11 protein-coding genes are annotated in these 14877 nt (G+C 67.7%); 6 read left to right on the forward strand and 5 right to left on the reverse strand.

The features are described from left to right. From NA4_RS41595 to NA4_RS26260, 4 genes are all read left to right on the forward strand, one after another. Window positions 1–347 (forward strand): hypothetical protein (locus NA4_RS41595; protein WP_373862833.1); only part of this gene is annotated, 347 nt, incomplete at its 5' end. A gap of 318 nt (window positions 348–665) precedes the next feature. Then, a complete protein-coding gene (locus tag NA4_RS26250) occupies window positions 666–1133 on the forward strand; it encodes a Het-E N-terminal domain-containing protein (protein WP_067475514.1) in 468 nt (155 codons plus the stop codon). A 50-nt stretch (window positions 1134–1183) separates the two neighbouring features. After that, the gene (locus tag NA4_RS26255; protein ID WP_067475517.1) at window positions 1184–3253 is read left to right on the forward strand and encodes a tetratricopeptide repeat protein; all 2070 of its coding nucleotides are present in this window, start codon (window positions 1184–1186) and stop codon (window positions 3251–3253) included. A gap of 338 nt (window positions 3254–3591) precedes the next feature. Further along, window positions 3592–5055, forward strand: coding sequence for a subtype B tannase (locus tag NA4_RS26260; protein WP_067475520.1), 1464 nt, complete (start codon window positions 3592–3594; stop codon window positions 5053–5055). Between the two features lie 91 nt (window positions 5056–5146). Here the strand turns inward: NA4_RS26260 and NA4_RS26265 are convergent, their stop codons facing one another. After that, window positions 5147–6370 carry a cytochrome P450 family protein gene (locus NA4_RS26265; RefSeq protein ID WP_067475523.1) on the reverse strand — a complete coding sequence of 408 codons (1224 nt, stop codon included), beginning with the start codon at window positions 6368–6370 and terminating at the stop codon, window positions 5147–5149. Window positions 6371–6604: 234 nt separating this feature from the next. Continuing rightward, the gene (locus tag NA4_RS26270; RefSeq protein ID WP_067475527.1) at window positions 6605–10078 is read right to left on the reverse strand and encodes an indolepyruvate ferredoxin oxidoreductase family protein; all 3474 of its coding nucleotides are present in this window, start codon (window positions 10076–10078) and stop codon (window positions 6605–6607) included. Window positions 10079–10352: 274 nt separating this feature from the next. Here NA4_RS26270 and NA4_RS26275 point away from each other — a divergent pair, with 274 nt between their 5' ends. Together NA4_RS26275 and NA4_RS26280 are read left to right on the forward strand one after the other, a co-directional pair. After that, on the forward strand, window positions 10353–10841 hold the full coding sequence (locus NA4_RS26275; RefSeq protein WP_067475530.1) for a hypothetical protein: 489 nt from the start codon (window positions 10353–10355) through the stop codon (window positions 10839–10841). Between the two features lie 370 nt (window positions 10842–11211). Further along, on the forward strand, window positions 11212–12402 hold the full coding sequence (locus NA4_RS26280; RefSeq protein WP_373862834.1) for a lipase family protein: 1191 nt from the start codon (window positions 11212–11214) through the stop codon (window positions 12400–12402). A gap of 51 nt (window positions 12403–12453) precedes the next feature. Here NA4_RS26280 and NA4_RS26285 read toward each other — a convergent pair whose 3' ends face one another. From NA4_RS26285 to NA4_RS26295, 3 genes are all read right to left on the reverse strand, one after another. After that, window positions 12454–13290, reverse strand: coding sequence for an SDR family NAD(P)-dependent oxidoreductase (locus tag NA4_RS26285; RefSeq protein WP_067475533.1), 837 nt, complete (start codon window positions 13288–13290; stop codon window positions 12454–12456). Then, window positions 13287–14234: a patatin-like phospholipase family protein gene (locus tag NA4_RS26290; protein WP_067475537.1), complete on the reverse strand. Its 948-nt coding sequence runs from the start codon at window positions 14232–14234 to the stop codon at window positions 13287–13289. Before NA4_RS26290 ends, NA4_RS26285 begins: the two co-directional genes overlap by 4 nt. A 61-nt stretch (window positions 14235–14295) precedes the next feature. Further along, window positions 14296–14841, reverse strand: coding sequence for a histidine phosphatase family protein (locus NA4_RS26295; protein WP_067475541.1), 546 nt, complete (start codon window positions 14839–14841; stop codon window positions 14296–14298). Window positions 14842–14877: the final 36 nt, after the last annotated feature.

Genomic DNA, 14877 nt, shown 5'->3' on the forward strand with positions numbered 1-14877 from the left:
AAAGCTTCGTCTACTCCCATCTCGGGAACATCGAAGCCGCCGAGAAGGCACAGCAGGCGGCGCTGAGGCTGTACCCGCCGAGCAGCATGCGCGGGCCGATAAAGATCGAATTGCAGCGTGCGCTTTGCCTCGCGCGCAGCGGCGACTACAACGAGGGCGCGCGCCATGCGACCGCGGCCCTGGAACGGTTGCCGATCGAGTGTCGGACCAAGTTCGAGACAGGACTCGGTGAACAGGTTCTGACCGCTATCCCACCGGATGCGCGAGGCCGAACCGGGCCAGAGGAATTGCGCGAGCTGATTCAGTTGGACGTAACGCACAAGCAGCACAAGGAAATCCAGTCATAGACGGCACTCCGCTTTGTCACTGCGGTTGACAGCCCAGGCAGGGCGGCGGCCTGCGCCGTCGACCGGCGCGATACGCACGGTGCCACCCTAGCTGCATGTTTCGCACCTGCTCGACCGATGCCCTGCTGAGGATCGCACCGAGGTGTACTCTGACCGCGCAGAAGGGTGGATGCAAGTACAGATGCAAGATCGTTTGCAATTGCATTTGCCTCAGTTTTACCCATTTCTACCGCAGCGGAACGGCATTCGCGGCAGTCGGTTTGTGGGTAACTTGTCGCCGAACGCGGCGAGGTAATACTGAGCGGGAGGTTCAGCGGGGTGGATCCGGCAACGGTGGTGGCGGTCGCGGTGGCGGCCGGGGCAACGGCAGGTGTGACCGATGCCGCCAAGCAGGCGGTGGTCGACGCATATCAATCGTTGCGGAGGTTGATCACGCACCGGTATAGGTCGGTGGATGTGGCAGTAGTGGAGTCACGACCGGATGTTCCGTCGCGGCGAGTAGTCCTCGCCGAGGAGCTAGCGCAGGCCGGGGCGGGAGATGATCGGGAGCTACTGGCGGCGGCGCGGTACCTGTTGCAGGTGATCCAGGATCAGGCGCCGTGGACTGCTGAGACCGTGGGGGTGCGGCTCACTCGGGTCAGCGCCGGTGACATCGAGATCACTGATATCACTTCCAGCGGCTCCGGTTTCGTGGCCGAGGACACCTCTGTCGCCGGCACGCTGCGTGTGAACGCCGTACATGCTGGGGTGCCGGAGCCGCCCCACCCTCCGACCGCGCGGCGGTAGCCCGGCCCGCCGCGCACGCGATCGTCGCGCCTGCTTCGGTCAATACGGGGGTGAATGTCGGTCGAGACTTCATTACCACCTATCGATTCTCGGGTGCGCCACCGGCGGTAACCGCGGTGGCGCTGGTCGACCTGGTGGAACGGCGTGGTGCGGGCGGCGGGCTTCCCCGGGTCAGGGAGCTGGACCCCTATCTGCTGGGTGCCACCCCCTCGCAGTTCGGCGAACCAGGCCGGTGCGGTGAAGACGATCCGTATGTGCCACGCCTGCACAATGATGTCGATTCCCGCTTGGCGGGCACGCTGACCGGTGACCGGCTCGTGCTGGTAGTCGGGCCTTCGAAGGCGGGTAAGACGCGCAGCCTGTTCGAAGCGGTCCGCTCCCGGCTACCGGAAGCCAGGGTCGTGGTCCCCACCCCGGAGTCGCTGTCCCAGATACCCGCATGCCCGGAGTTCCTCGAGAGCGAAGACACGATGGTGGTGTGGCTGGAAAACCTGGACCGGTTCCTCACGACCAGCCAGCCGCTGACTCCCGCAGTCCTCACCCGGCTCACCAGCCGCCGGGCCCAGACCATCGTGGTCGGCACACTGCGCAGTGAAGCGCGGTACCGATTGCGCGGGGGCAGTGAAGAACTCGCCCACGACACCCGCGTTCTGCTGGAGCAGGCGATTCACATCGAACTGGCCCCGACCAGTGACAACCCCGAGGAACACGCCGCCGCGGGCGCGACCTACCCTTCGTTGAACCTGGACAGATACGGGCTGGCCGAAATCATCGCCGGTGCGCCCGAACTGCTGAAACGCTACGACGACGCGCGCTACCGAAATCCCGCGCTGCACACGGTGATCCAGGTTGCGGTGGACTGGGTTCGGGTCGGGCGCACTGACCCCGTTCCCGAACAGACCCTGGCTGAGCTCGCCGTCACGGTCGTCGAGAATCAACGCCCCGAACTGGACATCGGCCTGGACGATATCCGTGCCGCGATCAGCGCCGCCCGAACACCGCCGGAGGGCATCGGACGTGTCGCCGCATTGCTCACCGACCGGCTGCCCGACCGATCCCGCGGGTACCGCCCATTCGACTACCTCGTCGCCGCCGACGATGGACAACACCACTCCCCCCGCCCTATCGCCGACGACTTCTGGCACCTGGCCACCGTCGACGCCGATGTCGATGTCCTGGTTTCCACCGCACTGACCGCATACTTCCGCGGGCATCTCACCGAATCAGAGGCCTTGTGCCATCGAGCCGCCCACGCCGGCGACCGGAACGCCATGTTCAACCTCGGAATCGTGCTGTACGAACGCGGCCAAGCCGACGACGCGGAGACCTGGTGGCGCCGCGCCGCCGACGCAGGCGATCATTCCGCCATGTTCAACCTCGGCGTCCTGCTGTACGAACGCGGCCAAGCCGACGACGCGCAGACCTGGTGGTGGCGTGCCGCCCGCGGCGGGGACCTCAACGCCATGTCCAATCTCGGTGTCCTACTGCGGAAACAAGGAAAAATCGACGACGCGCAGACCTGGTATCGCCGGGCCGCCGACGCAGGCGATCATTCCGCCATGTTCAACCTCGGGGTCCTGCTGTACGAACGCGGACGAACCGACGACGCACAAACCTGGTGGCGCCGCGCCGCCGAGACCGGCGACCCCAACGCGGTCTTCAATCTCGGTGTCCTGCTGCGGAAACGCGGAAGAATCGACGACGCGGAAACCGCGTACCGCCGCGCCGCCGGAACCGGTCACATACCCGCCATGTTCAACCTCGGGGCCCTGCTGCACGAGCGCGGCGAAATGGCTGAGGCAGCGGCTTGGTACCGCCGCGCCGCCGACGCCGGCGACCAGTCCGCCATGTTCAACCTCGGGGTGCTGCTTCGCCAGCAGGGCGAGACGGCGGAAACAGCAGCCGGACACCAGCGCACCGGCGTCCTCCCACGCCGACCAGCGAGCCACATGATGGGAGCGTTGGCCACACCGGCATCCTGGGCCTGGGAGGAGCACATACGCGCCCAGCGTTCCACCGGACTCGCCACCACGTCATCGAACGCGACATCAGACGACACTGCGTCAGCCACGCGAGCCCCACAGACGCGCGAGCAGGGCCCAGAGATCGGCGACACCTGAGCACTGACGTCCGAGTGAAGCCGACCTCACTCGGCCAGTGGGCAGCTCCATATGCCCCAGGTGGCGGCTGTCGGGTGTCGTCGCGTCAGGCGGAACGGCCGGCTATGGCCGTGGCGCGACGGGCACCCTCCCGCTCTTGCGGGCAAGCCGCTTGGTAGCCGGTGGATCGCTGAACGCGTTGACGCCGCCCCGGGCAGCGGCACATATTCGCAAGCGATAGGTCTGGCACCGATATCCTTCCCTCTCAGCTCTCCCTGAATACCAGCAGATTCATTCCAACGACAGTTCGATCGACGCCCGTCGCGCCATGACTTGCCACGTACGCAAAGGAGATAGCTGTGCAGCGCAGAGCGATGCTCAAGGGATGTGTCGCGGCGGCCGCCGTGCCGATTGTCGGTACCGCTTGTTCGCGACGGGCCGACGGGAACCCAGTGGACGCGTTGGTCTTCGATCCGGACGGGTTCACGGTGGAGACGAAGACCGTGGCCACCTTCGAATGCGACAAGAAGGTGACCTACCACTTCTACCGGGGCATCGTCTACGTCGCGGAACCGGTGGACGAGGCCTATCAGAGTCTGAACATCAGTGTTCCCGTCGAAGTCGACGGAACGCCGGTCGACGCGAGCAAGGCGCCCATTCTCTTCAGCAACTCGGTCGGGGGATACCTGTCGTCGTCGGTGACGAGCGGCACTGGCATCGATGACGGCGGCGATCGGTCCAGGAACCCTGACCTCGCCTTGGTCGCGGGTTACGTCGTGGTGGAGTCCGGCGCTCGCGGGCGGGAGCTGGTCGCCGAGGACGGCACGTACTACGGTGTGGCGCCTGCCGCCATCGTCGATCTGAAGGCCGCCGTCCGGTACCTGCGGCACAACTCCGGTCGCGTGCCGGGAAACACCGACCGGATCGTCACCACCGGGGTCAGTGCGGGCGGCGCGCTGTCCGCACTGCTGGGCGCGTCGGGCGACAGCCGGATGTATGACCGGTACCTCGATGAGCTGGGGGCGGCGGATGCCAGTGACGCCGTCTTCGCGAGCGCCTGCTACTGCCCCATCGCCGATCTCGAACACGCGGATATGGCCTACGAATGGAATTGGGGCGCAAACCCGCTGGGCTCCGGGGAACTCGACCCGACCGTCTCAGGGGAATTGAGCCGGGCGTTCGTCGATTACCAGGCGTCACTCGGCCTGCAGGGGAAGGACGGATTCGGGCCGATCACGGCCGGCAACTACGGGCGGTATCTCGTGCTGACCTACCTCGAACCGGCCGCCACCGCGTATCTCATGGATTTGAACGGCTCCGAACGAGCCGGCTACCTGGGCGACAACACGTGGATCACGTGGGCGGGCGATCGAGCGGAGTTCCCGTGGCAGGACTTCCTCGTTCACGTGGGGCAGCGAAAGAAGAACGCCCCCGCGTTCGATGCGTTCGACCTGTCGTCCGCAGAGAACAACCTGTTCGGCGCGGGAACCACCAAGGCCAGGCATTTCACCCCGTACAGCTTGCGCAGCGCGACCGGCGACGCAGGCGCCCAACTCGACCGCGACCTGCCCGAGAAGATCACCCTGATGAATCCGATGCACTTCCTGGAGCAGCCCGATCCCGCACGGGCCCAGCACTGGTGGCTTCGCGTCGGCACCAAGGACACCGACACCTCGCTGACCATCGTTGGCAATCTCGCCGCCGGACTGGAGAACCTGGGCGCCGACGTCGACGCCGCCATGTACTGGGACGCGGGGCACGGCAGCAATGAAGACCCGGAGGACTTCATCCAGTGGATCGGCAAGGTGACCGGCTACTCCTAGAACGAGACAACCGTGTAGGTGTCGGGGTTGGGGCGCGGCATCGTCCGCCTCGCCTCGACGGCGTCATCGGGGCCGTGTGGCCGGGACGGTATCAGCGCAACTTCAGGGGCAGAGTTTCGAGGCCGCGGAAGATGTCGGCGGGGCCGCCGTATTTCCAGTGCAGCTCTTCCAACGGCCGGGCCAGCGCCAAGTCCGGAAACCGATGCAGCAGTGTGCCTATGGCGATCTGCGCCTCGATTCGCGCCAGGGGGGCACCCAGGCAGTAGTGGATACCGTGGCCGAACGCCACGTTGCCGTGACCGGTGCGCGTGATGTCGAGTTCGTTCGCCGCCTGCGTGTGATCGGGATCGCGGTCGGCCGAGGCCAGGGCTATGGAGACCACGCTGCCCGCCGGTATGGTCGTCTCGCCCACGTCGATATCCTCCGTCGCGTATCGCGGCGTTGCTCGTTCAACGGGGCCGTCATAGCGCAGCAACTCGTCGACGGCTCCGGGTAGCAGTTCGGGTTGCGCACGCAACAGCGCCAGCTGGTCGGGGTGGCTCAGCAAGGCGAGAATTCCGTTGCCGATCAGGTTCACGGTTGTCTCGTGTCCGGCGACGAGGAGCAATTGCAGCGTGCCGAGCAATTCCTGCTCGGAGAGCCGGTCGTGCTCATCGGCGGCGGCGACCAGGGCGCTGACCAGGTCGGGCTGGTCATCGATGCCGAGGGCCGATTCGGTTTGTGACCGCCTGCGCGCGATCAGATCGGTCAGATAACCGCCGATGTCCTGCCTGGCCTGCCGCATTGCTTGCAGACCGTCGGGTGTGAGCGGCGGCGCGGTGAGCGCTTGGCTCCAGACGCGGAAGGAGTCCCGGTCCTGCGCAGGCACACCGAGGAGCTCGCAGATCACGATGATCGGCAACGGGAAGGCCAGGGCGGCGATGAGGTCGACCTCCGCCACCGGCATGGCGTCGATCAGTGTGTCGGTGATCTCCTGGACCCGGGGTCGTAGATCGTCGATGCGGCGGCGGGTGAACGCCTTGGAGACGAGTTTGCGCAGGCGGGTGTGGGTGGGCGGGTCGGAGGAGAGCATGTTGAGCCCGACTCGCCCTCCGTCGTCGGTGACGAGACCGAGATCGCGCATCCACGCCGGGGCATTGCGGGGATCCTTGGACAGTCGTTGGTCGTTGAGCGCGGCTCTGGCTTCCTCGTAGCGAGTGATCAACCACACCTCGACGCCCATGGGACCATCCGCTTTGTGCACTGGTGACTGCTCGCGCAGTCGCGCGTAGCCGGGGTACGGGTTGTCCCGGAATTCTTCGCTGAACAGATCCATCTGCTGCCTTGCTATCGATCGGAACGAGCAACGGGTCGTGACTGATGGGCGGCGGCCGCGTGGTGAATCACAGCCGCGATGCGATCGTTTTCGGGAGCGTTGAAGGCGAACGCGGCACGGCGGCGGGTACAGCCATAGGTTACGCCGCAGTGCGGGTCGGCGAACCCGTCCGATCCCGCGGGTCGCCACCATCACCGCAAACCAGTAGTCACGGCAGGCACCCTTCTGGCGCGGCTAGCTCAGAGGCGGCTGAATGCCCAGCTCACGCAGGCTGTCGCAGTAACGCTCCACAGTGGCGAGCTTGATGTCCTCGTAGCCGCGGACGAGATCGGCCAGGCCCGCGGCCTCCACTGCGCGGTTGTAGTTCGCCGCGTCGAGGGTGTCTGCGAGGGCGGTCACCATCTCGAGGTAGTGGTCGCGCAAGGCACGCTCGACGCGGCGCACGTGGGCGTAGCCGAACGGATCGAACTTGGTATCGCGCAGTCGCTTTCCCTTGGCCAGCAGCCGCAGTGCGAAGTGGCCGCGCGGGCCGATGCCGATCTTCTTGTCCCGGCCCATGGCGCGCAGCATCGGCGGGTGCAGCCGGTAGGTCAGGTTCGCACCGTCGGGCAGTTGGGCGGCGACGTCGTCCAGGAAGGCCGGATCGGTGAGCCTGCGCGCCACCTCGTACTCGTCTTTGTACGCGGTGAACTTGTACAGCCCGCGTGCCACCTGTTCGCTGAACTCGGTGCGGTCACCGACCCGGCGCTGCGCTTCCCAAACCCGTTGCACGGCAGCCACATACCTGCGAGCGAGCCGGATGCTCTGGAATCCGATCAATTCCGCGGCGCGCAATTCGACCAGCCGCCGGGTCTCACCCAGCGCGGTGAATCCATCGAAAAGATCTGCGGGAACTTCGATTCCGGGCTTCGGCCGGCGCTGTCGCGTGGTGGCCGCGGCGAACTCATCCGGCCGCGCCACCGCGACGCGGCCCCAGCGGAATGCGGCGATGTTCGCGGCGACCGCGACGCCGTTGATCTCGATCGCCTCCTCGATCGCCGCAGCGGGCAGCCGCAGGCCGCCGACCTGGTACGCCGCGCCGATCAGGAGGAAGTTGGCGGCGGCGGTGTTGCCGAACAATGCGTCGGCCGCGGCCAGCGCGTCGAACGCGTGCACCGAGCGCGACACCTGCTCCAGGCGGTTCAGCAGCAGCCGTTCGTCCGGATAGGACACCGACTTGTCGTAGATCATGTCGCCGGTCGGCGTCTTGCTGGTCGAGGCCACCGCGACGGTGGCCGTCCGCGAGCCGTAGGCGAGATTCTTGTTGTCGGTGGCAGCGAGCAGGTCGAAGGCGACGACGCAGTCGGCGGAGGCGGGGGCCAGCCGGTTCGCCGGTTCCAGCTCGCCGAGCGCGAACCGGAGATGCGAGACCACCGGACCCGCCTTCTGACTCAAGCCGATCTGATCCAGGCTCGCGACCTCGTATCCGGCGCGCATCGCCGCGGTGGCCAGCACCTGGTTGACGGTCACGATGCCGGTTCCGCCGATGCCCGCGAGGAAGACGTTCTGTGTCGAGGCCGGTGCCGCATAGGGAAGGTCGGGCACTCGTGGCGGCTCAGGGCGGCGAATACCTGTGCGCTTCTTCGCCTTGGCCGGGTCGGGCAGCTCGACGGTGACGAACGACGGGCAGTCACCGTTCAGGCAGCTGTAGTCGGTGTTGCAGGAGGTCTGGTCGATCCGGGTCTTGCGGCCGAATTCGGTGTCCACCGGCTGAACCGAGAGGCAGTTGCTCTGCACCCCGCAGTCCCCACAGCCCTCACACACCGCCTCGTTGATGACCACCCTGGTGCGCCGCACCGGCAGCGTGCCACGTTTGCGCTGCCGCCTGGCGTCGGCGGCGCAGTGCTGGTCGTAGATGAGCACCGTGACGCCGGGCACCTCGCGCAGCATGCGCTGCGCTTCGTCGAGCCGGTCGCGGTGCCAGAGCAGGGTGCCCGGGGCGAGATCGCGCTTGCGGTAGCGCTGGGGCTCGTCGGCGCAGACGATGATCCGGCGCACGCCTTCGGTCGTGAGCTTGTGGGTGAGCATCGGCACGGTGAGCGCGCCCTCGGCGTGCTGCGCGCCGGTCATCGCGACGACGTCGTTGTGCAGCAGCTTGAAGGTGATGTTCACGCCCGCGGCGACGCACGCCTGCACGGCGAGCTGGCCGGAGTGGAAATAGGTGCCGTCGCCGACGTTCTGGAACAGATGCCCTACGTCGGTGAACGGCGCCTGACCGATCCACTGCGCGCCTTCGCCGCCCATCTGGGTCAGCCCGGTGACCTTGCTGTCGGCGCGACCCGACATGGTCACCATGGTGTGACAGCCGATGCCGCCGCCCGCCAGCGAGCCTTCGGGGACGGCGGTCGAGCGGTTGTGCGGGCAGCCGCTACAGAAGTAGGCCGCGCGCTTGGCAGGCAGGACGTCCAGCGACAATGGCCGCGGCAGTGGACGTTTCAATTCGAGATAGCCGTCGAGCACGCGGCGCAGCGGGGCGGCGATGCGTCCGGAGGTCAGTTCGCCGTCTTGGCCGAACAGCGGGCGGCCGGAAGCGTCACGCTTGCCGACGATTTCGGGGGCGTCGGGCGTGCCGTACAGGATGTCCCGGATCTGGGTTTCGATGAAGGCGGTCTTGTCCTCGACGACGATCAGCCGCGACAAGCCCGCGGCGAACTCTCGGACACGTTCGGGCGCAATGGGATACGGCATGCCGATGCGCAGGAGTCGAATTCCCGCGGCGCGCAACGCGTCGTCGTCCACGCCGAGGTCGACCAGCGCTTGCCGTACCGCGTCGAAAGTCGTTCCGGTGGCGGCGACCCCAACGCTGGCGCGGGCCGGATGCACCTCGATCACGTCCAACCCGTTGCGCGTGCTGTACGCCTTGACCAATTCCCAGCGGGGGCCGTAGAGGTCCGCCTCCGCGAGCAGGCTGTCCGCGGGCGCGGCCATCGGACGCTGCCGGTAGCGGAATGGCCTGCCTTCCCAGTCGATCTCGGGCACCACGATGTCGATGTCGCCGACCGAGCCGTCGACGGTCCAGGCGCCGTCGGCGACATCGGCGACGATCTTGAGCGCCACGAGGCATCCCGAGGCACGCGACAAGGCCACGCCGTGCAGGCCCATGGTGATGATTTCGCGGGCGTTGCGGGGGAACAGCACCGGGATGTTCATCGCCGCCAGCGAACGCTCGCTCACCGCGGGCACGGTGGAGGACTTCGACGCCGGATCGTCGCCGACCAGCAGCAGCACGCCGCCACGCGCGTTCACGCCGTACATGTTGGCGTGGCGCAACGCGTCGGTCGCCCGGTCCAGCCCCGGCCCCTTGCCGTACCAGACACCGACAACGCCGTCGTGCGTGGCGGTACCCGCGGGCAGGTCGGCCTGGCTGCCCCACACCGAGGTCGCGGCCAGTTCCTCGTTCAATCCGGGAATGAACGTGATGTCGTGCTCGGTGCGGACATCCGGCATCCCGGCCAGCATCTTGTCGACGCCACCCAGCGGACTGCCCTGGTACCCGGATACGAACGTGCCGACTCGCCGGCCCGCCCGCAGATCGCGCACGTGCTGCTCGACCAGTTGCCGGGCGATGGCCTGGACACCGGTGAGGACTACCGTCCCAGCGCCGACGCGGTAACGGTCGGCAAGGTCATAGGGAGCTGCGATCAGATCGCGGTCAGCGAGCTCGGTCATATGGATCCACCCGTCCGCTCGGCACCAGCCGGGCGCCTCGCATCGTTGTGCACTTAGTACCGACATCGTGTCTCTAAAGATCTGAACGCACAACTGTTACGTAACTGACTGAGCATTGTGCGCAATCTTGAGCTTCAAGGATGGGCACCGCCTATGCACGATGCGAGGTAAATTGTGACGACGCGCACAAGGACGTCCCGGTCGGGTGGCGAGGTGGCTACGCCACACCGCGTCGCTCCCCCACACGGGTCCGCACCTATGTGAAGGTGGAGAGATGGGTATGCGCAGGAGGCGCACGGCGGTCGTCGCGGCCGCCGCGATGTGGGCGTTGACCGCGTGCGGGCAGCAGGAGCCGCACCCGGATTCCGGCGTCACCTCCGCACGGGACCCGACCGCCGCGGCGGCGCCTGGAACGCGGGCCGACCCGGGTCCCCGCAGCTACGCGGGCGGAAGGATGGTCGTCATTCCGCACGCGGCCGATCTGGAGCCCAGTGCGGCGATGGCCTTCTCGGAGTACGACATCGACGACGGTACGAACAAGCTCGCGATCCACATCCCGGGACCGGTCGGCTGCCCGAGCATCGGCTTCACCGCGCGGGTCGAGGAATCGGCCGAGCTGGTCGGTGTGCGGCTGATCCGTGGCCTGCACCGCGGCATGCCGCCGTGCCAGGGCGCAGGCCCGGAGCAGAAGCGCGAGTACGGCGTGGTCGTGGTTGATCTGGCACGACCACTGGGCAATCGGACGGTGCTCAGTCTCGCGTGAGCCGCGCCCGCCGGTCGGCGTACCGGGACCGGGCCGACCGCTCAATAGTGATCTTGTCGAACCGCGCGCCGCGCGTGTTGTGAATTCTCCCTTTCGTCGTTTCTCTTTCGGCACCGCGCCCGATTCGACGCTATTTTCGCAGCGGATGGTGCCGCCTCCGCGGCCACCGGCGGTCCCGGAGCAGAAGGAGGGTGCACCAGTTCGCCGCGTTCGGCCCACAGCCGTTTGCGGTGATTCCTTCTGTTCTTCCCGTGGTGAACGAGGCGGTTCGCCGCGGCTTTCCGTGCAGTGCCGGTCCGTCCGAAGCACCGACGCCGCGGCATGACTGCCGTGCGCCGGTGCGATGGCGGCTGACTTTCGAAGGAAAACCGTGTCCAGACTTCCGTTCCGGATCGCGATCTTGCTGCTGTTGAACGTCATCTCGGTCGGCCTGCTCGGCCTCCCGGCGACGGCTCAGCCGCTCTATCCCACGCCCGATCCTGATCCGTTCTACACCGCGCCGCCGGACCTGGCGGCCTTCGCACCCGGCGACGTAGTGCGGACGCGCAGGATCGACACCGGCCCCTACCTGGGGACCGAGGGCTGGCAGGTGGCGTTCCGGTCGACCAACTCGCAGGGCAAGCCGGTCATGGGCGTCACCACCGTCCTGCTGCCCGTCGGCGTCCGGAACCCGCCGCTGGTCTCCTACCAAGCGTTGATCAATTCCCTTGGCACCCAGTGCAACCCGTCGCGTTCGCTGTTCAACGGCGAATTGCAGGACGCGGTCGGCGCGATGCTGCCCATCGGTCGCGGTTGGGCGATCTCGCTGCCGGACTACCTCGGCCCCACCGCCGCCTATGGGGCGGCGCGGCTGGGCGGCATGATGACGCTCGACAGCGTCAAGGCCGTGCAGAAGGCCGCCGAGCTCGGTCTGCGCGACTCCCCGGTCGCCATCGCGGGCTATTCCGGCGGCGGCATGGCCACCGCCTGGGCCGCCGCGCTGCAACCGAGCTACGCGCCGGAACTGCGCCTCACCGCGGCCGTGGCCGGCGGCATCCCCGCCGACCTCGAGGAGATGGCCCTCGCGCTCGGCTTCGACCCGCACCCCGGCTTCGGGCTCGCGTTCGCCGCGGCCATGGGACTGGAGCGCGAGTACCCGGACCGGCTGCCGGTCTCCGATCAGCTCAACGAGAACGGCTTGTGGTTCCGGGAATTCACGCACGACGCCTGCCGCCGGTTCCTGCTGTTCCACGGCGCGTTCCGCAGCGCCGAGCAGATGGCGGCGACCAAGAGCCTGATGGACAGCCCGGAAGCGCGTACTGTGCTGCGGGAGAACAGCCTTCGCCATTTCCAAGGCGTACCGGCCGTTCCCACCTATCTCTGGCAGGGCCGATTCGACACGCTCACGTTCTACGGGCCCGTCGCCGAGGTCGCCGACCGGTATTGCAAGGCAGGTGCGCCGGTGGAGTTCCACACCTATGACATCTCCGAGCACATGACCGCGGCGGTCGCCGGATTCGCGGACGCGTGGAACTACGTGGAGTCCAGGTTCCGCGGTGAACCCGCGACGACGAACTGCTGACCACTGACGAGCAGCGGCCCGGGCGACGATCGCCCGGGCGCTGTTGTCTCATCAGCTGATCGAGCGGACCTGCCGCTCGTATTCTCCGCGGGTCTTCTCGTCCGCGGGATGCAGTGCACGGTCGCCGTCGAACAGCCTGCGGACCAGACGCACCGCGCGTTCCGGCGCGGCGGCCAGCGCGATGTCCACCGGACCGAGGTAATTCGGCACGGCCACTTCGGCTTTGCGCGTTACGCAGGTGCGCACGATCGCGGCGGCGACGTCCTCCGGGTCGACGGTCGGCATGCCGTGGCCGAGCGCCAGGCCCGAGGAAAGACGGGTGCGCACCGCCGACGGCAGCACGCAGCTGACGCTGACGCCGTGTTCGGCGAACTCCAGACGCGTGGCCGCCGAGAGACCCACGGCCGCGAACTTGCTCGCGTTGTAGACGGCAAGTCCGGGGATCGGGACCTTGCCCGCCAGCGAGGCGACGTTGACGATATGGCCGCGGCCACGCTCGATCATGCCCGGCGCGGCGGCCCGCATGCCGTGGATGAGGCCCCACACGTTGATGTCCAGCGTGGCCTGGCCCACCACGTCGGGCTCGTCCAGGAACGCGCCCGCAGGCATCACGCCCGCGTTGTTGACCAGGATGTCGACCTCCCCCACCGCGTCGATCACGGTGTCCCACTGACCGCGCGAGCGCACGTCCAGTTCATAGGCGACCCCGCCGATCGCGGCGGCGGCCGCTTCGGCGGCAGGTTTGTCCACATCCGCGAGCACGACCCGAGATCCTTTGGCGGCGAACAATTCCGCAGTGGCTCGGCCGATGCCGCGGCCGCCGCCGGTGATCAGGACCGTTGCCGCACGCAGGTCGATGCCGGGGTAACCGGATCCGAGAAGGCTCATTCGAAGGCTCCTTGTTCGAGCGCGCGACGGGTGCTACGCAGGCTGTGTTCGAAGGTGGCGAGGCGGCGACGGCCGTCCATGAAGTTGGCGCCCATCACCGCGAGATCGTCGGCGGTGGCGCCCACGAAGAGGACCTTGGTTCCCGCGGCGCGCAATCGCACGATCTCGGCATCGAGCTCGGCGCTCATGCGATTGCGCATCTGCCGCTCGAGCAGATGACCCACACCGATCGCGGGAATCCGTCCCGCCGAGGCCATCGGGGCGAGCACGAGCACCTCGTCGAGCTTTTCGCCGGCGAGCAGGTCCACCGATGCGGTGGACCCCGCTCCGCCGTCGACGAAACGCCGTCCGGCGATCCTGACCGGCGGGAACCAGCCGGGGATCGCCCAGGACGCACGCAGCGCTTCTCCGATGGTCGCGTCGGGTGCGTCCGGCGAACCGAACGCCACCCGCTGTCCGGTCTCGTAGTCCATTGCCACCAGCCGGGTTGCCGGATGCGGTACCCACGAGCGGCCCGGGTTGAGTTTTTCGGCCAGCCGCTGCAACCAGCCGGGGTCACCGCCGCCGATCGGCAGCAGTCCGCTACCCGCGGACAGCAGCGCCTGCCCCGGCTCATGGCGCCGCAGGAGCAGCCGTGGCGAGCCGAGCCGCGGGCGCGGCAGCGGAGGAAAGCGCCCTGGTTCGGATTGCCCGTGCTCGCGCAAGATCGGGTTGGTCGAGGTGCCGCGTTGCATGGCGACCAGTTCGTCGACCGAGACGCCACTGCCGAGCATCGTCACCGCCTCCGCGCCCGCTGAGGTGCCGATCAGCACGTCGGCCTCGCGCGGATCCCAGTCGAGCACGTCGCGCGCGGCGGCCAACGCGGCGACGATCCACGCGGCCCCCACGGTGCCACCGCATCCGATGGCCAGGCCGCGGCGCTGCGGCCCATTGTTGTTACTCATAGTCTCAGACACTAGCCGGACTTCGCCGGAATGCCACCCGTCTCGGGTCCTTCGACCGGCCTCAGGCCGTGAAGTGCAGTGTCCATTCGCCGCGATAGTGCAGGCGGGTCACGCTTCCGGGCGGGATATCGATGCGCCAGAAAGATTTCGGCGGGGCGTCCAGGGTCACCAGCAGAGCGGCCCGGATGACCGCCGGGTGGGTGACCGCGATGGTGGACACGGCCTGGGCGGCGACCTCGGCCATCCACAATCCGGTCCGCTCGATCACGTCCACCACGGACTCGCCGCCGTGCCCGCGGAACTCCGGATCGGTGAGCCACGCGTACAGCTCGTCCTGGGGTACCGACATGAGTTCCCCGCCGCGCCAGGCGCCCGCGTCCAGGTCGCGCAACCGGCTGTCCTCCGTGCCAGGCAAGCCGAGCAGAGCGGCGGTCTCGATGGTCCGGCGTTCGGGTCCGGTGAGCACCCGCGGAGCTGTCAGCGGTCCGCATCCCGACATCGCCCGGCGACCCGCCTCGGTGAGCGATTCGTCGACCGGAAAACGTGCCTTGCGCATCGCCTCGGTCATGCCATGGCTGACCAGGTCGAGTTTGAGCACCTTTTGCACCTGTCGAAGCGTACGGCGCGACAGCTACGGCCACGC

The organism is Nocardia amamiensis NBRC 102102 (genome assembly GCF_001612745.1).
GTDB classification, from domain to species: domain Bacteria; phylum Actinomycetota; class Actinomycetes; order Mycobacteriales; family Mycobacteriaceae; genus Nocardia; species Nocardia amamiensis.